The organism is Terrabacter sp. RAF57 (assembly GCF_052113925.1).
In the GTDB taxonomy this organism is placed as follows: Bacteria; Actinomycetota; Actinomycetes; order Actinomycetales; family Dermatophilaceae; genus Terrabacter.
Genome location: NZ_JBFRDT010000014.1, coordinates 39,821 through 64,076 on the forward strand (window position 1 = coordinate 39,821; position 24,256 = coordinate 64,076).

Below are 24,256 nucleotides of genomic sequence, written 5' to 3' on the forward strand. Positions count from 1 at the left end.
CGCCGACGTCGCCTGACGGCATACGCACGAGGCCCCCTCCGCGGGCGCGGAGGGGGCCTTCGTCAGGAAGCGGGCGTATGCCGTCCCGGCGCGCTCAGGCGACCGGTGCGGGCTCCGGGTCTGGCTGGGGCTCAGGCGTTTCCGCCTTGTCGGGCTCACCGCCGCCGTCGCCGCGGCGCACGGCGGCGAGGAGCATCTGGGCGACGTCGACGACCTCGACGGCGTCGGTGGCCTTGCCGTCCTGGATCGCGGCGTTGAGGCCGTCGGAGAGCATGACCTTGCAGAAGGGGCAGCCGACGGCGATGCGCTCGGCGCCCGTTGCGAGAGCCTCCTCGGTGCGGTTGGTGTTGATCCGCGTGCCGAGCTTCTCCTCCATCCACATGCGCGCGCCACCGGCGCCGCAGCAGAAGGACTTCTCCTTGCTGCGCTCCATCTCGGCGTACTCGACGCCGGGCAGGATCTGGAGCAGCTCGCGCGGCGGGGCGTAGACCTGGTTGTGCCGACCGAGGTAGCAGGGGTCGTGGTAGGTCACCTTGGCACCGGTCGAGGCCGCTCCGGTCGCCACGGCGTCACCCGGGCGCGCGACGGGCGTCAGGCGCTTCTCGCGGACGAGGCGGTTGAGCAGCTGCGTGTGGTGCAGCACCTCGTACTGCCCGCCGAGCTGCGGGTACTCGTTCTTGATGGTGTTGAAGCAGTGCGCGCAGGTGACGACGATCTTCGTCGCGCCGACCTCGTTGAGGGTCTCGACGTTCTGCTGGGCGAGCATCTGGAAGAGGAACTCGTTGCCGGCGCGGCGGGCCGAGTCGCCCGTGCAGGCCTCACCGTCGCCGAGCACGGCGAAGGAGACACCGGCGGTGTCGAGCAGCTCGGCCACCGCGCGGGTCGTCTTCTTGGCGCGGTCCTCGTAGGCGCCGGCGCAGCCGACCCAGAAGAGGTAGTCGACCTCGGAGAGGTCCTCGACGTCCTGCCCGACCTGCTTGACCTCGAAGGGGAGGTCCTTGGCCCAGTCCATCCGCAGCCGCGGCGCGAGGCCCCAGGGGTTCGAGTTCTTCTCGAGGTTCTTGAACAGGCCGTTGAGCTCGGCCGGGAAGGCCGACTCGATGAGGTTCTTGTAGCGGCGCATGTCGACGATGGCGTCCACGTGCTCGATGTCGACGGGGCACTGCTCGACGCAGGCGCCGCACGTCGTGCACGACCAGAGCACGTCCTCGTCGATGACGGCGTCGGGCCCGTGCGGGTTGTAGGCCGTCAGCGGGTGGCGGATGTCGTAGCCGGTCTCGCCGACGAGCTGCTCGGTCGCGACGGCGCCCTTCGTGGCGTCGCTGAAGCCCTCGGCCGACTCGATGCCGTCCTCGAGAGCAGCGGCGCGCACCTCCTCGGAGGCGAGCAGCCAGGGCGACTTGGCGTGCGCGTGGTCGCGCAGCGTCATGACGAGCAGCTTGGGGGAGAGGGGCTTGTCGGTGTTCCACGCCGGGCACTGGCTCTGGCAGCGACCGCACTCGGTGCACGTCGTGAAGTCGAGCAGGCCCTTCCACGTGAAGTCCTCGACCTTGCCGACGCCGAGCGCGGCGTCCTCGTCGAGCTCGTCGACGTTCTCGAAGTCGAGCACCTCGCCGCCGACGCGGATCGGCTGGAGCTCGCCGAGGCTCGTGCGGCCGTCGGCGTGGCGCTTGAAGAAGATGTTGAAGAAGGCGAGGAAGCGGTGCCAGGCGACGCCCATCGTCGGCTGGAGCGCGATGGTGATCATCCAGGCGAAGGAGATGAGGATCTTGACGGCGGCGATGACGACGATGAGGTTCTCGACGGCGCTGACCGACAGACCGGTGAAGAAGTTGCCGATCCAGCCCGTCAGCGGGAAGTGGAGGGCGGTGTCCATGCCGGTGCCGGTCTTGCGCGCGAGGGTCCACTCGAGGGCGCGGAGCAGGCCGATGCAGAGCGTGACGCCGAGGATCGTCAGCTCGACGTAGTAGGCCTGCCACCACGTGGAGCCGAAGAAGCGGCTGCGGCGACCGTCCTCACCGGCGGCCGAGCGCGGGTGGTTCTTCTGGCGGATCGCCATGAGCACGAGGATCGAGAGGAAGCCCGCGAAGGCGAAGAAGTCGGTGATCCACTCGTAGGGGAAGAAGTGGCCGATGAGCGGCAGCACGAACTCCGGCTGGAAGAGCTGGCCGAACGCGTTGAGCAGGGTGAAGAAGAGGACGCCGAAGCTGATCATCGTGAACCAGTGCGCGATCGCGACGACGGGCAGCCGCGACATGCGCGTGTGGCCGAGGAACTCGCGCAGCAGCGTGCGCGTGCGGGCCCCCTTGTCGTCACCACGGTCCTCGGGCTGGCCGAGGCGGAAGGTCGCGAGGAAGTGGTTGACCGTCTTGACGAGCAGGGCGACGGCGACGGCGGTGACGCCGAGGCAGACGACGACGGCGACGATCTGGAGCGCACTCATGCCGGGGAGTCTACTGACGCGTGAGCAAGCGCTTAGTGATTGTGACGGCCGTCGCGGCGTGACGCTCGTCCCCTTCCTCCCGCGCCGGGCGGCATACGCCCTTCGGGGTGTATGCCGGGTGGCCCGGCGTCGCGGCGGCGCCCGGATCATGGGCGCGGCCTTGGCAATCGATAACGACGTGTTGGAATATGCATAACGAGAACTCGGTTGTCGGAGACAATCGAGGCGACAGACCGTTCCGCCGTACCCAGCCGAAAGGGCTCCAGCAATGCCGATCTACGACGACGTGACCAAGCTGATCGGCAACACGCCGCTCGTGCGCCTCAACAAGGTCACCGACGGGGCGCAGGCGACCGTTGCCGCCAAGCTCGAGTTCTACAACCCCGCCAACTCCGTCAAGGACCGCATCGGCGTCGCCATCATCGACGCCGCCGAGGCGAGCGGGCAGCTCGAGCCCGGCGGCACCATCGTCGAGGCCACCTCCGGCAACACCGGCATCGCGCTCGCCATGGTCGGCGCCGCCCGTGGCTACAAGGTCGTGCTGACGATGCCCGAGTCGATGAGCAAGGAGCGCCGCGCGCTGCTGCGCGCCTTCGGTGCCGAGCTCGTCCTCACCGACCCGTCGACCGGCATGAAGGGCGCGGTCGCCAAGGCCGACGAGATCGTCGCCGAGCGCGGCGGCGTGCTGGCTCGCCAGTTCGCCAACGAGGCCAACCCCGAGATCCACCGCAGGACCACCGCGGAGGAGATCTGGAAGGACACCGACGGCGAGGTCGACATCGTCGTCGCCGGCATCGGCACGGGCGGCACCATCACCGGCGTCGGCCAGGTGCTCAAGGCCCGCAAGCCGAGCGTCCAGATCATCGCCGTCGAGCCCGAGGAGAGCCCGATCCTCAACGGCGGCCAGCCCGGTCCGCACAAGATCCAGGGCATCGGCGCCAACTTCGTCCCCGAGATCCTCGACACCGAGGTCTACGACGAGGTCATCGACGTCAACGCCGAGACCTCCGTCAAATGGGCCCGCCGCGCCGCGACCGAGGAGGGCCTGCTCGTCGGCCTGTCGTCCGGTGCCGCCATCGCCGCCGCCGTCCAGGTCGCCCAGCGTCCCGAGAATGCCGGCAAGACGATCGTCGTCATCATCCCGTCGTTCGGTGAGCGCTACCTGTCGACGATCCTCTTCGAGGGCCTCGTCGACTGACGTCCCCTCGTTCGCCCGTCCCACCTGCAATGCCACCAAGGAGTCGTGCATGAGCACCGCACCACAGATCGACCACGAGCCCCGGCCGGCCGAGAAGCCGCTGACGCTCGTGCGCGGTGACGGCGCGGCCGAGGTGGTCGGGGTGGCCGGGGAGCCGGCGGCGACTGTGACCTCCCACGCAGCCGCCGTCGTCCCCGGCGAGCGGTCGTATGCCGGCCCGCTCGGCCTCGTGCGCAAGCTCGCCGATCGGGCCCGCGAGGACGTCGACGGCGCGATCGAGCGCGACCCCGCGGCCAACTCCCGGCTCGAGATGGTCCTGACCTCTCCTGGGCTGCACGCCATCTGGGCGCACCGCGGCCTGCACGAGCTGTGGAAGCGTCCGGGTGGGCGGCTGCCCGCGCGCGTGCTCGCCACGGTCGCGCGTTCGGTCACGGGCGTCGAGATCCACCCGGCGGCCCGGCTCGGACGGCGCTTCTTCATCGACCACGGCATGGGAGTCGTCATCGGTGAGACGGCCGAGGTCGGCGACGACGTCATGCTCTATCACGGCGTCACCCTGGGCGGCCGGTCGATGGAGCACGTCAAGCGCCACCCCACGGTCGGCAACCGCGTCACGATCGGGGCCGGCGCCCGTGTGCTCGGCCCGATCCGCATCGGTGACGACGTCCAGATCGGCGCGAACTCCGTCGTCGTCAAGGACGTCCCTTCCGGCGCGGTGGCGACCGGCATCCCGGCGGTCATCCGGTTCCCGAAGCGCGACGCGACCAACCAGTGGCTCGACCCGGCGATGTACATCTGACCCACAGCCCCGGCAGTGCCGTCATGGTCCTGCGGATGGTCCTGCCGCTGGTGGGGCGATGACCACACCAGACGCAGCATCATGAGGCGTGTCATCAGGCGCGTGATGGTCGGCGCCGGGATGATTCGGCCGGGTGGGTCGCCCGCGGCTAGACTTCCGCGGACACTGGAGGGCTCGCATAGTGGCCGAGTGCGGCGGTCTTGAAAACCGCTATGGGTTCACAGCCCATCGTGGGTTCGAATCCCACGCCCTCCGCCAACTGCTCCGTAGGCGCGGAGTCCCACGCCCTCCGCACGCTGGCCGGAGCGTCGCCACGCCGGAGGCCACGGGTGCACCCAGACAGCGCGGGAGATCGCGCAGTTCGTGTCGCCAGGGCGCAGCAGACGCACGACCTCGTGCGCGGTCTCACGCGCGACCTCACGACCCCACTCCTCCGGCCTGGCCTCGGACCGGATCCGGGCATGAAAAAAGGGCCTCCGGAGATCCGGAGTCCCTTTTGTTCTCATGCACCGGCCTCGACGGTGAGCCCAGCGGTTGCACGCGCTCTCAGAGCAGGCCGAGCCTCTCCTCGAACGTCGTGCTGGAGTTGTACTGACCGACCGGCATCGACGTGGACGGACGGTTCATGGCCGCGAAGAACGACACGATGTACGACATCTCTGTATTCAGTTTCCTTGGTGACTGGGCCCGCCGACGCGTCGTCGCGGACCCGGTTGGTCGACCGTCATTGCGGGACGATCAGGACCGGCGGACCACCCGCGACCCGGCCGGGAGCGTGGCCGGGCCGTGGGCGATGTCTGCTCCACAATGGTAACAGTTCCGCAACCATGCTTCGGACCGCCGTTGACCTTTGGATGGCCCCATGAGATACGACAGTGTGACCAGACATTCCGGCTCGGATCCCGCGCCCGACACCGCCGAGATCCTGAGCCGGCTGGCCCCTCTCGAGCTCCCGTCGGCGAGCCCTCTCGTCCTGCGCGGGCGCCGCTTCGACGCTGCCTCGCCCGCCGTCATGGCCATCGTCAATCGGACCGCTGACTCCTTCTTCAGCGGCAACCGCCACGCCGACCTCGAGTCCGCCAAGGCGGCCGTCGTCGAGGCCGTCGAGCTCGGCGCGGACCTCGTCGACGTCGGTGGCGTGCGCGCCGGCCAGGAGGGCGAGGTCGTCGACGCCGACGAGGAGATCCGGCGGGTCGTACCGTTCCTGCAGTGGGCGCGAGCCGCGCACCCGGAGATCCTGCTGAGCCTCGACACGTGGAGGTCGGAGGTGGCCCGTGAGGCGGCCGGGGTCGTGGACCTCGTCAACGACACGTGGGCCGGGCACGACCCCGAGCTCGTCCACGTCGCGTCGGGCATCGGTGCCGGCTACGTCATCTCACATACCGGCGGCCTTCCGCCCCGGACCGATCCGGTCGACGTCACCTACGGCGACGACCCGCTCGACGTCGTGCGGGACGTCGTGCGCACCCTGGCCGACGGCGCCCTCGCGGCCGAGCGTGCCGGCATACCTCGTGAGCGCATCCTCGTCGACCCCACGCTCGACTTCGGCAAGACCACGGCGCACTCGCTCGAGGTCCTGAGGCACACGGCCGACATCACTGCCCTGAACTACCCTGTGCTGCAGGCGATGTCGCGGAAGGACTTCGTCGGGGAATCGCTCGACCTGCCGGCCGAGGAGCGCCTCGAGGGGTCCCTCGCGGCGACCGCGGTGGCGGCCTGGCTGGGGGCCACGGTGTTCCGCGCGCACGACGTCCGGGCGACCCGGCGCGTCCTCGACATGGTCGCGACGATCCGCGGCGACCGACCCCCGCGGCTCGCGCTGCGAGGCACCCGACGTGACGTCGCGACGAACGGTTCCTGAACGCCCAAAAACGAGTGTCATCCGACGGGCCGACCGGCCGGTATTCTGCTAGGTTCGTCGCGGTTGCAGTTGCAGTTCCTCGCAGTCGAGCAGGTGCCCGTCATCCACAACGGTGACGGGTTTCCTTTCGGCTTCGGTGGGTTCGCGCCCGTCGAGTGGAGTCAATGCGGCAGCTTGGGATGCGCGAGGTGCGTTGTCCCACACGCTAAAGAAGGAAGAGTTACCCGTATGGCACAGGGCACCGTCAAGTGGTTCAACGCTGAAAAGGGCTTCGGCTTCATCGCCCAGGACGGCGGCGGCCCCGACGTTTTCGTCCACTACTCGGCCATTCAGTCGAACGGTTACCGTTCGCTGGACGAGGCGCAGCGAGTCGAGTTCGAGGTCACGCAGGGTCCCAAGGGCCCGCAGGCCGACGCAGTTCGCCCGCTCTGATCACTCGAGAGCAACAGCAACGAGCGACACCAACCTCAGTCGTTTGTGACAAAGCCCCCGGCCAGCGGCCGGGGGCTTTGTTGTGGGTCGGCGGGCCTGCGGGTCAGCAGGTCTCGTAGGAGTCGGTGCTCGACGTGGTCGGGGTCTTCGTCTTCGTCGGCGTGCTCGTCGACGTCGAGGAGGGCTTGGGCGTCGCCTTCGGCGGCGCGATGCCCTTCTGGATCAGCTCGCGGATGAGCGCGTAGTCGGGGTCGTTGGAGTAGACCTTCTGCTTCTGCGTCAGGGCCACGCTGTTGATCTTCGACTTCTGCACACGCTCGACGAGCTCGACGAAGGCCGGGAGGTTCTGCACCGGGATGTCGGTGTAGATGTTGTCCTTGAGGATGCTCGCGACCTCGGGGTACTTCGAGACCATCTGGGCCGGGTTGACCTGCTGGACGATCGCCTGGACGACGCAGCGCTGGCGCATCTGGCGGAACGTGTCGCTGTCGGCGGCGCGTGAGCGGGCGTACCAGAGGGAGTGGTAGCCATCGAGGTGCTGGCGGCCGGGCTGTAAGTAGCCCTTGACGCCGAAGACGCTGCCGTCGGGGGCGTGCTCGCCGCCGATGGTCAGCTTGGTGCCGTAGCCGCTCAGCTTGACGTTGATGTCGAGTCCACCCATGGCGTCGATGAGGCGCGAAAAGCCCTTGAGGTCGATGACGACCATCTGGTCGACCTCGAGCCCGGTGATCTCCTGGACGGTCCCACGCAGCTCGACGCGCCCGGGCTGGTCACCCGAGGGGTAGGCGCCCGGGTGGGCCTTGGCGTAGTTCTCGGCGTCGACGTAGAGGTTGGTCAGCATGCACTGGCCGGGGCCCTGGTCACAGGAGCTGTCGGGCGAGCCGAACGTGCCGGAGGGGTAGATGGCGCGCAGCGGGCTCTTCGGCGCCAACGGCGCGTTGAGCAGGTTGCGCGGCATCGAGATGAGCGCCGTGCGTCCGGTCTTGGTGTCGATGCTCGCGAGGATCATCGAGTCCGTGCGGATGCCGACGCGGTCGGCGCCGGCATCGGAGCCGAGCAGCAGGATGTTGACGCGGGCCTGCTCGGCCCAGGGGTCCTCGCCCTCGGAGACCTGGGCTCCGGCTCCGGGGGTCGTGGGGGTCTTGCCGAAGACCTGCGCCACGGTGCTCTGCGTGATCGTGGCGTACTCGGCGAACTTGAACGACGAGCCGGCGACGACGAAGACCATCAGGGTGGTGAAGCCGGCGAGCAGGCGCGTGCGGGCGCGGTCGAGCCTCGTGGGGCGCGACTGCACGGCAGTGAGGATGATCGAGCCGCACCAGAGGATGCCGCCGATGACGAAGGCGACCGCGAGCGTCTGCAGCACCGTGGGGCGCGCGACGATCGACAGCGCGGCGTTCGTCACGCCGGTGCGCATCACGTAGTACGCGCCGACGCCGAGGCTGACGATGGCGAGGGCGAGCAGCAGCCAGCCGAACTTGCGGCTACGGGTCTGCGTCAGGCCTGCTCCCGGGACGACGGTGCCGAGGGCCGTGAGCCCGACGGCGCGGCGGAAGCCTGACTTGAGCTCGCGTCGCAGCGCCTCACGGGTCGGGGGCGCAGCCGGACCTCGCGTGTTCGGGTAGGTCATGGAGTCCTCTCTGCATCGGCCCGTGCGCACGAGCCGATGCACATTGTGCCCTGCCAACCTGATATATGCCTCATCGAGTTGGGTAAGGCGCTTGGACGCGTCCACCCCCGGTTTGGGTCGGGCGCACCGGTGCCGGTAGCCTGTGCTCGCCCGTGCATCGGACGCCGCCTCGGCGGCCTCGTCGCGGGCACGGAGGCGTCGCATAGTGGCCTAGTGCGCCCGCCTGCTAAGCGGGTTGAGGATAAAACCTCTCGCGGGTTCAAATCCCGCCGCCTCCGCTCCAGAACGCCGAATGCCCCCGAGCGAGCTCGGGGGCATTCGGCGTTCTTCCACGGAGGCGGCGCGATGCCGGGAGGAGCGGTTGGTCGTGGTGAGGAACGAGCCACGACCAGCGCGACGGCTCCCGCCGCCTCCGCCAGCACCAGACAGAAGGACCCCGACACGCTTTTCGTCGGGGTCCTTCTGTCTGATGCTGGTCGAACGCGTGGGGTGTAGGACGTGGCCTCTCGACCGTTCAGTCCAGGGCGTCCTCGCGCCGCCCACGGCGGCGCTGCGCCAGAGGGAGCAGGACCCACAAGGCGACCCCGAGCAGCGCCAGCACGCCACCGATCCAGAATGCCGTGGAGCTGTGCAGCAGGACGTCGAGGACGAGCACGACGCCGCCGATCATGCCGGATCCGAGGAAGAAGAGTCCCGTGCCGATGAGGGTGTCCGTGTGACGCACCACGAAGTCCTTGAGGCCCTCGCGGAAGAGCATCCGGTGCATGGCCACGGGGGTCATGAACAGCAGCGTGGCGATCGTCATGCACAGCAGGGTGACGATGTAGATGCTCCGCTGCAGGTCAGAGAGGCTGGTGAACCGCTGCTGGAACGGGATGGTCAGCAGGAAGGCGAAGAGGATCTGCACGCCCGTCTGGACGATGCGCAGCTCCTGCAGCTGCTCGCCGAAGTTGCGATCGAGCCGCTCGGCCTCGGTCTCGTCGCGGGTGTAGGGCTGTGAGTCGCTCATGGCTCACAAGTACCCCACGGAGTGCCCTCGAGGACAGCGGACACGAGAGGCAACGTATGCCGCGTGCTCGGCGACACGGCATACGCCCTCGGTGCCGTGCGGGCCTACGACGCCACGGGCCCGTGGCGTGACGGAGGGCCCGGCACCCTGAGGTGCCGGGCCCTGCATCACGTCGTCCGCCGCCCGCCGGCCAGCAGGCGGTGGACCGACCTCTCAGCGCACGCTGACGCGGGCCTTGAGGGCGTCGAACTCGGCCCACAGCTCCGCGGGGAGCTGCTCGCCGAACTTGTCGAACCACTCCTGGATGAGGGGCAGCTCCTTCTCCCAGTCGGCCGCGTCGACCCGAATGGCCTTGGCGACCTGCTCGGGCGTCATGTCGAGCCCGTCGATGTCGATGGCGCCCTCGGTCGGCACGAACCCGATCGGGGTCTCCACGGCATCGGCGTCGCCGTCGAGGCGCTCGATGACCCACTTGAGGACACGGCTGTTCTCGCCGAACCCGGGCCAGAGGAAGGAGCCGTCCTCCTCGTCGCGACGGAACCAGTTGACGCCGAAGATGCGGGGGAGCTTGGAGGCGTCCGCGCTCTTGCCGATCTCGAGCCAGTGGTTCATGTAGTCGCCGGCGTGGTAGCCGATGAAGGGCAGCATCGCCATCGGGTCGCGGCGCACGACGCCGACGGCGCCGGTTGCGGCGGCGGTGGTCTCCGAGGAGAGCGTGGCGCCGATGAACGTGCCGTGCTGCCAGTCGCGCGACTCGTAGACGAGCGGCACGGTCGTCTTGCGGCGGCCGCCGAAGAGGATCGCGTCGATCGGCACGCCGTCGGGGTTGTCGTACTCCGGGGCGATCATCGGGCACTGCGAGGCCGGCGTGCAGAAGCGGCTGTTCGGGTGGCTCGAGAGCGTCCCCGCCTTGCCGTCCTCGGGCGTCCAGCTGTTGCCGTGCCAGTCGGTGAGGTGTGCCGGCGGCTCGTCGGTCATGCCCTCCCACCACACGTCGCCGTCGTCGGTCAGGGCGACGTTGGTGAAGACCGAGTTGCCCTTCTCGATGGTGGCCATCGCGTTGGGGTTGGTCGACTCGCCCGTGCCGGGGGCGACGCCGAAGAGCCCGAACTCCGGGTTCACGGCGTAGAGGCGGCCGTCCTCACCGAAGCGCATCCAGGCGATGTCGTCGCCGACCATCTCGGCCTTCCAGCCGGGGATGGTCGGCGTGATCATCGCGAGGTTCGTCTTGCCACAGGCGGACGGGAAGGCCGCCGCGATGTAGTGGACGGACCCCTTGGGCGAGGTGAGCTTGAGGATGAGCATGTGCTCGGCCATCCAGCCCTCGTCGCGGGCGATGGCCGAGGCGATGCGCAGCGAGTAGCACTTCTTGCCGAGCAGGGCGTTGCCGCCGTAGCCGGAGCCGTAGCTCCAGATCGTGCGCTCCTCGGGGAAGTGGACGATGTACTTCGTGTCGGAGCACGGCCATGCGACGTCGGCCTGGCCCTCGGCGAGCGGGGCGCCGACCGAGTGGAGCGCCGGCACGTAGTCGGCGTTCGTCTCCTCGATCTTGTGGAGCACCTTGTCGCCGCAGCGGGCCATGACGAGCATGGAGACGACGACGTAGGCGGAGTCGGTGATCTCGACGCCGAACATCGGGACCTTGGCCTCGAGGTGACCCATGACGAACGGGATGACGTACATCGTGCGGCCCGCCATGCTGCCGCGGTACAGCTCGGTCATCCGAGCCTTCATCTCGTCGGGCGCCATCCAGTTGTTGGTGGGCCCGGAGTCCTTCTCGTCGACGGAGCAGATGTAGGTCTGCCCCTCGACGCGCGCGACGTCACTGGGGTCGGAGGCGCAGTAGAAGGAGTTCGGCTTCTTGCTCTCGTCGAGCCGGACGAAGGTGCCGGCCTCGACGAGGTGGTCGGTCAGCTCGGTCCACTCCTCGGGGGAGCCGGTGATCCAGCGGATGTCGCGCGGCTGCGTCAGCTCGGCGACCTGCTCGACCCACGCGGCAAGACCCGCGTGCGTCGTGTGTGTCTGTTTCTCGTGGGTCGTGGTCAACTCGGGGCCCATCCCTTCGCGCGCGGTGCCGCCCGGCACCACGTCGTGCCGGTGTGAAGCTGCTCCACAGGTGGATCCTGGACGAGCCCGGATCGGGCTCCAGGTGTCCACATGCTGAACAGATGACGTGATGTCTTCAAGGTACGCGCCGTCGTGGACGCCGTTGACCGCATGCGGGCGCCAAGGCGGTGAGACGCCTCACATGGGCTCTGGCCCGCAAGAAAAACGACGCTCCATTGTCGGTTTCTTGCAGGAATTTCAGTACTCGCCGGTACCGGGCAGCGGGTGAACGTGGCACCCTCTCGGGCCGACCGCGTAGGCCGTGAGGCGGCGTCCGCGGGCCGCTGCTCGTGGGGTGCCGGGCGGGGTCGTCAGGCTCGGGCCGGGGCGGATTTCGTGGATGCGGACCAGAGGCGCTAAGGTAACTTTTCGTTCCTCCGAGTGACGGAACGACGCACCCGTAGCTCAACGGATAGAGCATCTGACTACGGATCAGAAGGTTTGGGGTTCGAATCCCTACGGGTGCACTCTGTGTTGAGACAGAACACCACGCCCCGACCGGGTCTCCCGGCCGGGGCGTCGTGCTGTCCGGGGTGCGCTCGGTGGTCCGCGTTCATCCTGTGGGGGTGACGCGGCCAAACGTGCGGCGGCGGACTCTGGTCCCGTGTCGACTCACCCATCCGTACCGGCGTCCGTCCGATCCTCGCGGTCCTGGACGTGGCGCAGCTCGTCCCTGCTCGGGCAGGCCTGACTCGTGGCCGCGGGGTCGCTCGTCGAGCGATGGACGTCGAACGACGGCGTCAAGGTCTTCTACCGCGAGTCGCCAGGGCCGCCGGACTCGTCTCCGATGATGCACCTGCACGGCTTCGGGCTCTCGGGCCGCTACCTGCTCCCGACGGCCGAGCTGCTCGCCGGCGAGTTCCGGACGCTCGTGCCCGACCTCCCCGGATTCGGGCGCAGCGGCCGGCCGCGTCAACCGCTCGACGTGCCCGAGCTCGCCCAGGCGGCAGCGGCGTTCCTCGACGACCGTGGCATCGAGAAGGTGACGCTCGTCGGCAACTCGATGGGCTGCGCCGTCATCTGCGAGTTCGCCCACCTCTACCCCGAACGTCTCGAGCGGGCCGTACTCGTCGCGCCTGCGGGCGGGCTCCACAACCAGCCACTGGGCCGGGCGCTGCAGCAGCTCGCGCGGGACGGCATACGCGAGCCGTTGGGGCTCATGCAGGTGGCGGTGCCGGACTATCTGAGGTTCGGGGTGCCGAGCACGCTGCGCATGTTCCGCGCCCTGACCCGCTATCCGGCGCTCGACCGCCTGCTGCAGCTGCACATCCCGACCCTCGTCGTGCTCGGGAGTGCCGACCCGCTCATGCCCGCGCCGCCGCGGGTCAAGGAGGTGGCTGGGCAGATCGACAACTCGGTCCTGCTCGTCGTCATCCACGGGGCCGCCCACGCCATCAACTTCAGCCACCCGGGTGAGCTGGCCAACGTCATCCGGCAGTTCATGTCCGACCAGCCGATCGTCGACGACCCCGACTCACCGGGTCAGGCCCGGGTCTACGAGATCCACCGGGGGGCGCTTGCGCCTCCGGTCGACGACGCGTGACATACCCGACGGACACGTCCAGTGGGCGCACCATGTGAGTTCGCTCCACCTCGCGGGCTTTCCCTTGTGCCTCGGGTCGCGCCGGGGTTGGGTGTGGTGAGACCGTCCATCGCCGCACGCCGGGAGGCCACCGATGACCGCCGCACCGCCCGTCACGCTCGACCCGAACCTCTCGCACACCCGCGGCGAGACGGACACTCCGCTGCTCGAGACGACGATCGGCGACAGCTTCGACGCCACGGCCGAGCGGTTCGGCGAGCGTGACGCCCTCGTCGACGTCACCCAGGGCCGCCGGTGGACGTATGCCGAGCTGCGGGCTGACGTGGACCGGCTGGCCCGCGCGCTGCTCGCCGTCGGTGTCGCCACGGGGGACCGGGTCGGCATCTGGGCGCCGAACTGCTCCGAGTGGACGCTCGTGCAGTACGCGACGGCCAAGATCGGCGCCATCCTCGTCAACATCAACCCGGCCTACCGGTCCCACGAGCTGCAGTACGTCCTCGGGCAGGCCGGCATCTCCACCCTCGTGGCGGCGGAGTCCTTCAAGTCGAGCAACTACCGGCAGATGGTCGACGAGGTGCGCGACGAGGTCGACGGCCTCGAGCGCGTCGTCTACATCGGGACGTCCGACTGGGCCGACCTCGTCGCCCGTGCCGACGAGGTGGCCCCGGAGGAGCTCGCGCGCGTCCAGGCGGGACTCTCGAACACCGACCCGATCAACATCCAGTACACCTCGGGCACCACGGGGTTCCCGAAGGGTGCGACGCTGAGCCATCGCAACATCCTCAACAACGGCTACTTCGTCGGCGAGCTGTGCGACTACACCGAGGCCGACCGCGTCTGCATCCCGGTGCCCTTCTACCACTGCTTCGGCATGGTCATGGGCAACCTCGCCTGCACGACGCACGGTGCCTGCATGGTGATCCCGGCGCCCGGCTTCGACCCCGCGCTGACCCTCAAGGCCACCCAGGACGAGAAGGTCACCTCGCTCTACGGCGTGCCGACGATGTTCATCGCCGAGTGGAACCTTCCCTCCTTCGCCGACTACGACCTGTCCACCGTGCGCACCGGCATCATGGCCGGATCCCCTTGTCCCGCAGAGCTGATGAAGCAGCTCATCGCGGCCGGCATCGAGGAGATGACGATCTGCTACGGGATGACCGAGACGTCGCCGGTGTCGACCCAGAACCGCACGAACGACACGTTCGAGCAGAAGGTCGGCACGGTCGGTCGGGTCGGCCCGCACCTCGAGATCAAGATCGTCGACCCCGTGACCGGCGAGACGCTGCCCCGGGGGAAGGCCGGCGAGTTCCTGACGAAGGGCTACTCGGTGATGCTCGGCTACTGGGAGCAGCCCGACAAGACGGCGGAGGCCATCGAGGACGGGTGGATGCACACGGGCGACATCGGGGTGATGCACGACGACGGCTACGTCGAGATCACCGGGCGCATCAAGGACATGGTCATCCGCGGTGGCGAGAACGTCTACCCACGCGAGATCGAGGAGTTCCTCTACACGCACCCGGACATCCTCGACGCGCAGGTCATCGGCGTCCCGGACGAGAAGTACGGCGAGGAGCTGTGCGCCTGGGTGCGGATGAAGGGGAGCGCCACCCCGCTGACCGCCGAGTCGCTGCGCGAGTTCTGCACAGGTCAGCTCGCCCACTACAAGATCCCGCGTTACGTCGAGATCGTCGACGAGTTCCCGATGACCGTGACGGGCAAGATCCGCAAGGTCGAGATGCGCGAGACCACGGCGAAGAAGCTCGGACTCGGCTGAGCACCCCGGGCGGACCCGAGTGGGGCCGCGGAGCAACGGGATTGGCGCGCACGAGCAGCGTGCGGGGCTGCACCCGAGCACCGATGGCGTATGCCGTCCGCCCGGCCGGACGGCATAGCGCGCTCGTCGGGGTGCGAACCGGGCGGTCGTGCCCACGGTTCGGGGTACGTGCACGACGACGACGGCGCGCTGGGTGCCGCAGAGGTCCCCCAGCGCAGTAGGTTTCGGGGGAAGTGGTCGTGAGGGCCCGTAATCCGTAAGGGGATGGCATGTCCGACACAGGCAAGACGATTCTGTGGATCGTGGTGGCGATCGTCGTCATTGCAGTGATCATCTGGTTGTTCGTCTCGGCAGGGCGGCGTCGCGAGGTCGAGGCACGGCGCTTCGAGGCCGGCGAGCTGCGAGCCAAGGTCGAGGAGCGCCTGCCCGAGGTGCAGGACACCGAGGACCGCGCGTCAGTGACGGCCGCGATGGCTGTTGATGCCCGCGCCGAGGCCGAGCGCAAGGCCGCCGAGGCCGAGCGGGTCGCCGCGGAGGCGCGGCGGCTCGAGGACCAGGCCGAGGCGCACCGTGCCTCCGCCGAGTCCGCCCGCGTCGAGCACGCGGGTCTCGAGCGTGAGGCCGACCGCGTCGACCCCGACGTCGCCACCGACGACGAGGGCTACCGCGTCGACGACGCCGGGAACCGCCTGCCGGGTCAGGAGCCACCGCGCGGTGCCGGGTCCGCCGCCGGTGCGGCCGGCGCTGCCGGTGCGGCAGCGGTCGGAGCCGCGGCCTTCGCGCACGACGACGACGAGGACGACCTCGCGGACGCCGAGAACCCCTTCGCGCCCAGCGCGTCCGCCACGGACGGCGAGTCGGCCACGCAGCGCGCGGACCTCGCGAGCGAGGCGGACCTTCGCGCCGACGAGGAGCAGTCCTCCTACGCCACCGACGAGCCCGAGGTCACCGACGAGCCCGAGGTCACCGGCGGAGCGACGGCGGCAGCGTCGTCGACCGACGCCGACGCGGGTGCCGATGGTGGTGCCGACGCGGGTGCTGACGCCGCGGAAGAGGCGGGCAGTCACGACTGGTCCACGACGGATGCCGACGCGGGTGCCGTTGGTGGTGCCGACGCGGGTGCTGCCGCTGCGGGAGAGTCGGGCGGTCACGACTGGTCCGCGACGGATGCGGACGCGGGTGCCGATGGTGGTGCCGACGCGGGTGCTGACGCGCGGGACGAGGCCCCGCAGGTCGGGGCTGCGGCTGGAGGTGTGGCTGCTGCTGCCGCGCTGGCGTCGAGCGACGACGACCACGACCACGACCACGACGAGCAGCCCGTCCACGACGAGCACGCCGACGATGAGCCCGCAGACCTGGCCGCCGACGCGACCGCCTCGGAGAACCCGACGCCGCAGAGCGTTCCGGCGCAGGCCGACGCGGACACGGAGTCCGTCGAGGTGCCCGCGCTCGACGATCGCGACGAGGTCGTGACCGGTGGCGGCACCCCGACCGACGACCCCGGTGACCACCGCGGTCAGCCGTGGGCGACGACACCGGGCGAGCGGGGTCCCGAGGAGGGCACCGACCTCGACGACGACACCGTCGACGACGGCCTCGACGTCGACATGGCGCCGCACTCGCACGAGAGTGAGGACGACGAGGAGCTGGCGGAGCCGGCGCACGAGTCCGACCAGGACGCGGCCGACGCCCGCACGGACGACGACACCGCCGTGACCGACGCCGACACGAGGACCGCTGACGCGGAGACCTCCGACGCCACGGATGACACCGTGGACGGCACGGCCGACGACACGGCCGATGACACCGCCGACGACACGGCCGATGACACGGACTCTGCCGAGGAGCCGGCGGCCTCCGGGCGACGCGTCTCCGGGTTCGACGAGGTCGCCGACGGCGGGTTCGGCCTGGGCTCGGCCGCACCCATCGCGGACGGGGCGCAGCCGCTCGGTCACGCCGTCAAGGGCCGCCGCGACGGCACGACCTTCGTCGGCCCCGACGACGCCGGCTACGACGACGTCGAGCCCGACGTGTGGTTCTACAGCGAGGAGGCGGCCCGGCGCGCGGGCTTCCACCGCGACGGGGAGTGACCGCTCCCTGACGGACAGTGGCCGCGTGCACAACGGTGTGCACGCGGCCACGCTCGTGCCCGGGACCTCTCCGCGGGGCCACCACGCTCGGCTCGCGCTCGGGCAGGGTCCGGGCGACACGGCATACGCCCTCGGTGGGCCGGTCCGAAACGGTGGCGCGGGCACCCGGTCGGCGCAAATAGACTTGCCGGCATGGTTTCCCCGCTCGTCGCGCTCACGCCCAAGGTCCAGTCCGCGATCGCCGCCGCCCTCGGTGACGACTTCCGCGAGGCCGACCCGGTGCTGCGTCCGTCGCAGTACGCCGACGTGCAGGTCAACGCCGCGCTCGCCCTGGCCAAGAAGGTCGGGATGCCGCCGCGCGAGGTCGCGGCCAGGATCGTGGACGCCCTCGACCTCGACGGTGTGTGCGACTCCGTCGAGGTGAGCGGTCCCGGCTTCATCAACCTCACCTTCTCGAGCTCGTGGATCGCCGGACTGCTGCAGGACGTCGAGGCCGACGAGCGGAGCGGTGTCGCTCTCCAGGCGACGCAGAACATCCCGATCGACTACTCCGCGCCCAACGTCGCCAAGGAGATGCACGTCGGGCACCTGCGCACGACCGTCGTCGGCGACTCGCTGGCCCGCACCCTCGAGCACCTCGGGCACCACGTCATCCGGCAGAACCACATCGGCGACTGGGGCACGCCCTTCGGCATGCTCATCGAGCACCTGCTCGATGTCGGTCGAGACTCCGAGGAGGCCGACCTCCTCGTCACCGACCCCAACGCCTTCTACCAGGCGGCCCGGGTCAAGTTCGACCGCGCGGACAAGGCCGAGCCGGCCGGCAGCGAGGGCGACTTCAACGTGCGGGCCCGCACCCGGGTCGTCAGCCTCCAGGCCGGGGACCCCGAGACCCTCGCCCTGTGGCGTGAGCTCGTCGACCTGTCGAAGATCTACTTCAACAAGATCTACTCGACGCTGGGCATCACGCTCACCGACGACGACCTCGCCGGCGAGTCCACCTACAACGAGGTGCTCGCCGACCTCTGTGCCGAGCTCGAGGCCAAGGGCATCGCAACCATCTCGGACGGCGCCCTGTGCGTCTTCCTCGACGGCTACACCGGCCGTGAGGGCAAGCCGGTGCCGCTCATCATCCGCAAGAGCGACGGCGGCTACAACTACGGCACGACCGACCTCGCGACGATCAAGCACCGCGTCGAGGACCTCAAGGCGCACCGGGTGCTCTACGTCATCGGCGCCCCGCAGGCCCTGCACCTCAACATGGTGTGGGACACCGCGCGCAAGGCCGGCTGGCTGCCCGACGACGTCGTGCCCGTCCACGTCCAGATCGGCAACGTGCTCGGCGACGACCGCAAGATCCTCAAGACCCGCTCCGGCAAGCCGCTGCGGCTCATGGCCCTGCTCGACGAGGCCGTCGAGAAGGCCCGGACCGTCATCGACGGCACGCGGCCCGACCTCGACGAGACCGTGCGCGCCACCATCGCCCGGCAGATCGGCATCGGCGCCGTGAAGTACGCCGACCTGTCCGTCGCGCACGACAGCGAGTACGTCTTCGACCTCGACCGCATGGTCGCGCTCACCGGCAACACCGGGCCGTACCTCCAGTACGTCGTCGCCCGCGTCCGGTCGATCTTCCGCCAGATCGGGCTCGACCCGGCCGCCCAGCACGCGCCGATCCTGCTCGGCGAGCCGCACGAGCGTGCCCTCGCCACGCACCTGCTCGGTTTCGGTGACGTCGTCGCCGAGGTCGGCGACACCTACGAGCCGCACCGGCTCGCCGGGTACCTCTTCGAGCTGGCGCAGGCGTTCTCGGCGTTCTACGAGAACTGTCCCGTGCTCAAGGCCGAGCTCGACGAGGTCAAGGAGTCGCGACTGACGTTGTGCGCGCTCGTCTTCCGGGTCATGACGACCGGTCTCGACCTGCTCGGACTGGAGTCCCCCGAACAGATGTGATCTTCGAGGTCGCGTCGGTGTCGGCCCGGTCGCGGCGGGTCGCCCCCCTTCTTCGCTCCTGTCGGCGCGCCTGCTGCTGTAGCTTTCGGGCGCACACGTTCATCGACAGGGGAGAACACTCATGACCCAACCCGCTGCACCTCACGAACCCCCGGTCCCGGCTGCGGCGCCGCCCGTCCCGATCGCCCCGCAGGGCAACATGGCCCCGCAGGGCCACCTGCCCGCGCCGACCGGACCGGCCCAGCCGGCGCCGACCCCCGAGCCGGGCCTGACCGCCAACTCCAAGACCGTCAAGGTGCGCCCGTGGAAGCAGTCCACCGCCGTGCTCGCCATCATCGCGCAAGCCCTCTTCGCGGTCGCGGCCGTCGCCAACCTCTACCTGGCCTGGTTCGACATCCGGATCAAGGGGCTGCTCAGCGACGGTGACTTCGACGCCGTCGTCAGCGAGGCCGAGAGCGCCGACGCCCTCTACCTGCCGATCCTCGCCCTCGCCGGGCTGGCCGGCATCGTCATGCTCGTCTGGCTCCACCGGGTCTGGACCTCCGACCGGTCCGACCACGCGCTCTACACGCGTGGCACCGGCATGGCCATCGGCGGCTGGTTCATCCCCTTCGCCAACGTCGTCCTGGGCCCACTGGCCCTGCGCGACGTCCTCTGGGGCACCGAGCACGCGAACCCGCGCACCCGCCACGATCGTCCGTCGACGACCCCGCCGCTGATCATCGCCCTCTGGGTCGTGCTCGCCGTCAACCTCGTCCTCGCGATGCTCGGGCGCGCGGCGCAGCCAGGGATCGAGCAGCCCGACTCCCTCGACTCCCTCGTCTCCTCGCTCCAGACGGGCCTGACGTACGAGGCCCTCGGCGGCGTCTTCGGGGCCGCCGGCGGCGTCGTCGGCATCCTGCTCATCCGCAAGGTCATGGGCTTCACGCGTCGCTGACCACCTGACGTCCTGAGACGTGACCGGAGGTGCTGACGACCGCGAGGACGTCAGCACCTCGTCACATCCGGGCCATTGCGGCGGCGGGCTGCGTCGGAGGACAGTCGACTCCATGACCGACTGGGACTTCACCGGCCTCAAGGCCACCTACGTCAACTGCACGCTGAAGAAGAGCCCCGAGCCGAGCCACACTCAGGGGCTCGTCGACGCGAGCGCGGCCATCATGCGCGAGCACGGGGTCACCGTCGACGAGATCCGCCTCGTCGACCACGACGTCGCCACGGGCGTCTACCCCGACATGCGCGAGCACGGCTGGGGGAGCGACGCGTGGCCCGACCTCTACCCCGGCATCCTCGACAGCCAGATCCTCGTCGTCGCCGGCCCCATCTGGCTCGGCGACAACTCGAGCGTCACGAGGCGCTTCATCGAGCGCATCTACTCGTTGAGCGGGATGCTCAACGACCAGGGGCAGTACCTCTTCTACGGCAGGGTCGCCGGCTGCCTCATCACCGGCAACGAGGACGGGATCAAGCACTGCGCCCAGAACGTGCTCTACAGCCTCCAGCACGTCGGCTACACGATCCCGCCCAACGCCGACGCCGGCTGGATCGGCGAGGCCGGTCCGGGCCCGAGCTATCTCGACCCCGGCAGCGGTGGCCCGGAGAACGACTTCACCAACCGCAACACGACCTTCATGACGTGGAACCTCATGCACCTCGCGCGGATGCTCCACCACGCGGGGGGCGTGCCGGCCTACGGCAACCTGCGGTCGGCCTGGAACGCCGGCGAGCACTTCGGCTGGCACAACCCGGAGTACCGCTGAGGCGCCGGGCCGCGCGGTCACCCCGTGTGGATGATGCCGACGGTGGCTGCGCGTCACGACCATGGGGGTGAGCACCGCTTCCGTGCTGCCCTCCGAGAAAGGTCGCCCCATGTCGTTCTGGGACATCGTCTGGTTCATCGTCATCTTCTTCGCGTTCGCGACCTACCTCCTGGTGCTGTTCTCGATCGTGGCCGACCTGTTCCGCGACCCCCGGGTCTCCGGCGGGATGAAGGCGCTGTGGGTCGTGTGCCTCATCTTCTTCACCTTCATCACCGCGATCGTCTACCTCATCGTCCGCGGTCGCGGCATGAACGAGCGTTCGACGCAGAAGTACGCGGAGGCCCGCCAGGCGCAGGAGGACTACGTTCGTTCCGTCGCTGGGGCCTCGAGCACCTCGGCACCGGAGCAGATCGCGAAGGCGAAGGAGCTGCTCGACGCGGGCACCATCTCCGCCGATGAGTTCGCTGCCCTCAAGGCGAAGGCCCTCGCCTGACAGCTGGGTTCGCCGTCCCGTCACGGCACCACCCGTAGCCGCCCTCCCGAAGGCTCGGCCGTCGCGCCGAGCTTCCGCGAGGCATGAGGGCGTATGCCGCTCGCGTCCCGAGGGATGGCGGCTCAGACCCTGTGGGTGCGGGACACGAGGTCCTGGTAGCGCGCCACGACGTCGGCGTGCGCCTGCTCGTCGCCCGGCGGGACGGCATACTCCGAGTCGATCGCGAGGGCCCACGTCGGTGGGTCCGCCTCTCCCGAAAGGGCCCACGCGGCTTGGCGCGCGGCGCCGACGCCGACGTACTCGGCTGGTGCCGGCACGACGACCGGGGCGCGGAAGAGGCCCGGCGCGATCTCGCGGACGGCGCGTGAGGCGGCCGCTCCGCCGATGAGCAGGATGCGTCCGACCTCGACGTCGTGGTCGCGCAGGGCGTCGACCCCCGCGACGAGGTTGCACAGCATCCCCTCGACCGCCGCCCGGGCGAGGTTCTCCGGTGTCGCGTTCGTGCGGGTGAGCCCGCTCAGCGTGCCGGTTGCTTCGGGGAGGTCAGGGGTGCGCTCGCCGTCGAGGTAGGGCAGGAGGGTCAGGCCACCCGCTCCCGGGATCGCCTGCAGCGCAAGACGGTCGAGCTCTGCGAGGCCCACACCGAGCATCGATGCGGCCGCGGTCAGCACGCGGGCCGCGTTGAGGGTGCACATGAGCGGGAGGTGGTGACCGGTCGCATCGGCGAAGCCGGCGATGGCACCGGTCTCGTCGCGGATCGCCGAGCCGTGCGGCGTGAAGACCGTACCGCTCGTGCCGAGCGAGACGACGACGTCACCGGGGTGGAGCGTCAGGCCGAGAGCGGCACCCATGTTGTCGCCCGTGCCGGCGGCGACGAGCAGGCCGTCGGCCGTGCGGCCGGCAGCCTGGGCGGGAGAGAGCACCTCGGGGACCTCGAGGGTCCGGCCGAACGCCCGGTCGAGCAGGTCGAGCCGGTAGTCGCCGTCGGCGGCCGACCAGTAGCCCGTGCCGGACGCGTCTCCGCGGTCGGTGCTCCAGCGCTCGAAACCGTTGCCCTGTTGGAGGATCCGGCCGGTGAGCCAGTCATGTGGGAGGACCACGCGGGCCACCCGCGCAGCCAGGTCGGGCTCGTGCTCGGCGAGCCATCGCAGCTTCGTGACGGTGAAGCTCGCGACGGGGACGAGGCCGACGGCGTCGACCCATGCACTGACGCCGCCGAGCTCGGTCGTGAGGTCGCGGGCTGCCCCCGCGCTGCGGGTGTCGTTCCACAGCAGGGCGTCGCGCACGACGGTGTCGTCCTCGTCGAGCGTCACCATGCCGTGCTGCTGGCCGCCGACGGCGATGGCGGCCACCCCGTCGAGGACGCCGTCGCCGCACGCGTGCTCGTAGGCCTCCCACCACCGGTCGGGGTGCACCTCGGTGCCGTCGGGGTGAGGAGCCCGGGCCGTGCGCACGACCTGCCCCGTCTGGGCGTCGCAGACGACGATCTTCGTCGACTGGGTCGAGCTGTCGACCCCCGCCACGAGGGTGCGTCCATCGGTCACGTCGTGCTGCTCTGCCCAGTCCATGACTGCAGGGTCTCCCGAGCGCCCCTGGTGTGCAAGGCCGACAGGGCCCGCGTGAACACCGAGGTGAACCGCTCGTCGTCGACGAGGTCGCCGAAGAGGTCCCGGTCGCGGAGGAAGGCGAGCGGGTCGGTGCCCTGCTGCGCGGCGGCGGCCATGACCCGGTCCTTGACGCGGTCGACGACCTCGATCGGCTCGCCCTGCTCGTCGACGCCCTCCGCGTAGCGCGCCCACGAGGCGACGACGAGCGCGGAGCGGTCGATCTGCCCGCCCGTCTCGAGGTTGCGCCTGATGACCGGGACGAGCCACTTCGGGATGCGGTCCGAGCTCTCGGCGCAGAGGCGTGCCAGCGTGTCACGCACCTCCGGGTTGGCGAAGCGCGCGATGAGCTCGTGCCGGTAGGCGTCGAGGTCGACCCCCGGCACGTCGGGGAGCGTCGGACTGCCCTCGTGCTCCATGTAGCCGAGCAGGAAGTCGACGAAGAGGGGGTCCTGGCAGACCTCGTGGGCGTAGCGGTAGCCGGACAGGTAGCCGAGGTAGCAGAGGGCCTGGTGGCTCGCGTTGAGCAGGCGCAGCTTCATCAGCTCGTAGGGCACGACGTCCTCGACGAGCTGCACGCCGGCCGCTTCGAGGGGAGGACGTCCCTGGGTGAAGTGGTCCTCGAGGACCCACTGCGTGAACGGCTCGCACACGACGGGCCACCCGTCCTCGACCCCGAACTCCTCGACGAGGCGGTCGATGTCGTCCTGCACCGTGACGGGTGTGATGCGGTCGACCATGCCGTTGGGGAAGGAGACGTGCTCGTCCATCCAGTCCGCGAGCGCGGGGTCCTTGAGGCGGGCGTATGCCGTCATCATCGTCCGCGCGACGTCACCGTTCCCCGGCAGGTTGTCGCACGACATGACGGTGAAGGGCTCCTGCCCCGCGTCGCGGCGGGCCGCGAGACCCGCGACGACGTAGCCGAAGACGGTGCGCGGGACGGCGCCCTCCTCGAGGTCCGCCCGGATCGCCGGGTCGGCGGCATCGAACTCGCCCGTGACCTGGTTGACGAGGTAGCCACCCTCGGTGATGGTCAGCGACACGATCCGCGTCCGGGGGTGGGCCAGTCGGTCGACGACGGCTTGCGGGTCGTCCGGCGCGAACACGAGCTCGACGAGGCTCCCGACGACGCGCGGCTCCCGGTGGCCGTCCGGGTGCTTGACGACGAGGGTGTAGAGGCCGTCCTGCGCCGTCAGGGTGTCGACGATGCGCCGGTCGTGGGGGAGGGCCCCGACGCCGCAGATGCCCCAGTCCAGGGCTCCGGGGACGCCCAGCTCCATGAGCCGGTCGACGTACATCGCCTGGTGGGCGCGGTGGAAGCCGCCGACGCCGAAGTGGACGATGCTCGCGGTGACGGCCGCCCGGTCGTAGGTGGGTCGGCCCACCGCCTCGGGGAGTGCGTCGAGCGTCGCGCTCGCGAGAGTCGTGGGCCGCGGGGGCGAGGTGGCGGGCGTGGTGGTCATGGTCGTCTGGGTCCTCTCGGAGGAAAGGGATGTCGTCGGCGGCGGGGTGGCCGGACACGGGGGAGCCGGTAGTCCTCGACGCGCGGCTGACGGTC

The 24,256-nt window shown here is 69.9% G+C and carries 17 protein-coding genes and 3 tRNA genes; 14 read left to right on the top strand and 6 right to left on the bottom strand.

Going from position 1 to position 24,256, the window contains the following annotated elements; translation table 11 throughout:
• Window positions 1-94: 94 nt before the first annotated feature.
• Complete coding sequence (locus AB4Y83_RS16165; protein ID WP_442297500.1) at window positions 95-2,443, bottom strand: heterodisulfide reductase-related iron-sulfur binding cluster; 2,349 nt, start codon at window positions 2,441-2,443, stop codon at window positions 95-97.
• A 268-nt stretch (window positions 2,444-2,711) separates the two neighbouring features.
• Here AB4Y83_RS16165 and cysK point away from each other — a divergent pair, with 268 nt between their 5' ends.
• The 5 genes from cysK to AB4Y83_RS16190 all read left to right on the top strand — a co-directional run bounded on the left by cysK (window position 2,712) and on the right by AB4Y83_RS16190 (window position 6,733).
• Window positions 2,712-3,641: a cysteine synthase A gene (cysK, locus tag AB4Y83_RS16170; protein WP_056774255.1), complete on the top strand. Its 930-nt coding sequence runs from the start codon at window positions 2,712-2,714 to the stop codon at window positions 3,639-3,641.
• A 49-nt stretch (window positions 3,642-3,690) separates the two neighbouring features.
• On the top strand, window positions 3,691-4,440 hold the full coding sequence (gene cysE, locus AB4Y83_RS16175; protein WP_442297501.1) for a serine O-acetyltransferase: 750 nt from the start codon (window positions 3,691-3,693) through the stop codon (window positions 4,438-4,440).
• 167 nt (window positions 4,441-4,607) lie between these two features.
• Window positions 4,608-4,698 (top strand) — tRNA-Ser (locus AB4Y83_RS16180).
• Between the two features lie 604 nt (window positions 4,699-5,302).
• The gene (folP, locus tag AB4Y83_RS16185) at window positions 5,303-6,301 is read left to right on the top strand and encodes a dihydropteroate synthase (protein ID WP_442297502.1); all 999 of its coding nucleotides are present in this window, start codon (window positions 5,303-5,305) and stop codon (window positions 6,299-6,301) included.
• 228 nt (window positions 6,302-6,529) lie between these two features.
• The gene (locus tag AB4Y83_RS16190) at window positions 6,530-6,733 is read left to right on the top strand and encodes a cold-shock protein (RefSeq protein ID WP_013491183.1); all 204 of its coding nucleotides are present in this window, start codon (window positions 6,530-6,532) and stop codon (window positions 6,731-6,733) included.
• 103 nt (window positions 6,734-6,836) lie between these two features.
• Here AB4Y83_RS16190 and AB4Y83_RS16195 read toward each other — a convergent pair whose 3' ends face one another.
• Entirely contained in the window at window positions 6,837-8,363 is a 1,527-nt protein-coding gene (locus tag AB4Y83_RS16195) for an LCP family protein (protein WP_442297503.1), read from the bottom strand.
• A gap of 191 nt (window positions 8,364-8,554) precedes the next feature.
• On the opposite strand from AB4Y83_RS16195, the gene AB4Y83_RS16200 reads away from it, so the two are divergent.
• Window positions 8,555-8,641, top strand: a tRNA-Ser gene (locus tag AB4Y83_RS16200).
• Window positions 8,642-8,877: 236 nt separating this feature from the next.
• Here the strand turns inward: AB4Y83_RS16200 and AB4Y83_RS16205 are convergent.
• Window positions 8,878-9,372: a DUF6328 family protein gene (locus AB4Y83_RS16205; RefSeq protein ID WP_442276440.1), complete on the bottom strand. Its 495-nt coding sequence runs from the start codon at window positions 9,370-9,372 to the stop codon at window positions 8,878-8,880.
• Between the two features lie 213 nt (window positions 9,373-9,585).
• Entirely contained in the window at window positions 9,586-11,430 is a 1,845-nt protein-coding gene (locus AB4Y83_RS16210; RefSeq protein ID WP_442276441.1) for a phosphoenolpyruvate carboxykinase (GTP), read from the bottom strand.
• Between the two features lie 442 nt (window positions 11,431-11,872).
• On the opposite strand from AB4Y83_RS16210, the gene AB4Y83_RS16215 reads away from it, so the two are divergent.
• The 8 genes from AB4Y83_RS16215 (at window position 11,873) to AB4Y83_RS16250 (ending at window position 21,094) form a co-directional block, all read left to right on the top strand.
• Window positions 11,873-11,945, top strand: a tRNA-Arg gene (locus AB4Y83_RS16215).
• A gap of 227 nt (window positions 11,946-12,172) precedes the next feature.
• The gene (locus AB4Y83_RS16220) at window positions 12,173-13,021 is read left to right on the top strand and encodes an alpha/beta fold hydrolase (RefSeq protein ID WP_442297504.1); all 849 of its coding nucleotides are present in this window, start codon (window positions 12,173-12,175) and stop codon (window positions 13,019-13,021) included.
• 133 nt (window positions 13,022-13,154) lie between these two features.
• Window positions 13,155-14,798 carry an AMP-binding protein gene (locus AB4Y83_RS16225; protein ID WP_442297505.1) on the top strand — a complete coding sequence of 548 codons (1,644 nt, stop codon included), beginning with the start codon at window positions 13,155-13,157 and terminating at the stop codon, window positions 14,796-14,798.
• A 269-nt stretch (window positions 14,799-15,067) separates the two neighbouring features.
• Complete coding sequence (locus AB4Y83_RS16230) at window positions 15,068-16,888, top strand: sunset domain-containing protein (protein ID WP_442297506.1); 1,821 nt, start codon at window positions 15,068-15,070, stop codon at window positions 16,886-16,888.
• 192 nt (window positions 16,889-17,080) lie between these two features.
• Window positions 17,081-18,841 carry an arginine--tRNA ligase gene (gene argS, locus AB4Y83_RS16235; protein ID WP_442297507.1) on the top strand — a complete coding sequence of 587 codons (1,761 nt, stop codon included), beginning with the start codon at window positions 17,081-17,083 and terminating at the stop codon, window positions 18,839-18,841.
• A gap of 121 nt (window positions 18,842-18,962) precedes the next feature.
• The gene (locus AB4Y83_RS16240; RefSeq protein WP_442297508.1) at window positions 18,963-19,778 is read left to right on the top strand and encodes a DUF4328 domain-containing protein; all 816 of its coding nucleotides are present in this window, start codon (window positions 18,963-18,965) and stop codon (window positions 19,776-19,778) included.
• 112 nt (window positions 19,779-19,890) lie between these two features.
• The gene (locus AB4Y83_RS16245; protein WP_442297509.1) at window positions 19,891-20,601 is read left to right on the top strand and encodes a flavodoxin family protein; all 711 of its coding nucleotides are present in this window, start codon (window positions 19,891-19,893) and stop codon (window positions 20,599-20,601) included.
• A gap of 109 nt (window positions 20,602-20,710) precedes the next feature.
• Window positions 20,711-21,094 carry an SHOCT domain-containing protein gene (locus tag AB4Y83_RS16250; RefSeq protein ID WP_442297510.1) on the top strand — a complete coding sequence of 128 codons (384 nt, stop codon included), beginning with the start codon at window positions 20,711-20,713 and terminating at the stop codon, window positions 21,092-21,094.
• Between the two features lie 122 nt (window positions 21,095-21,216).
• Here AB4Y83_RS16250 and xylB read toward each other — a convergent pair whose 3' ends face one another.
• Window positions 21,217-22,662 carry a xylulokinase gene (gene xylB / locus AB4Y83_RS16255; RefSeq protein WP_442297511.1) on the bottom strand — a complete coding sequence of 482 codons (1,446 nt, stop codon included), beginning with the start codon at window positions 22,660-22,662 and terminating at the stop codon, window positions 21,217-21,219.
• The gene (locus tag AB4Y83_RS16260) at window positions 22,635-24,161 is read right to left on the bottom strand and encodes a mannitol dehydrogenase family protein (RefSeq protein ID WP_442297512.1); all 1,527 of its coding nucleotides are present in this window, start codon (window positions 24,159-24,161) and stop codon (window positions 22,635-22,637) included. The genes xylB and AB4Y83_RS16260 overlap by 28 nt, the downstream gene beginning before the upstream one ends.
• Between the last annotated feature and the right edge of the window lie 95 nt (window positions 24,162-24,256).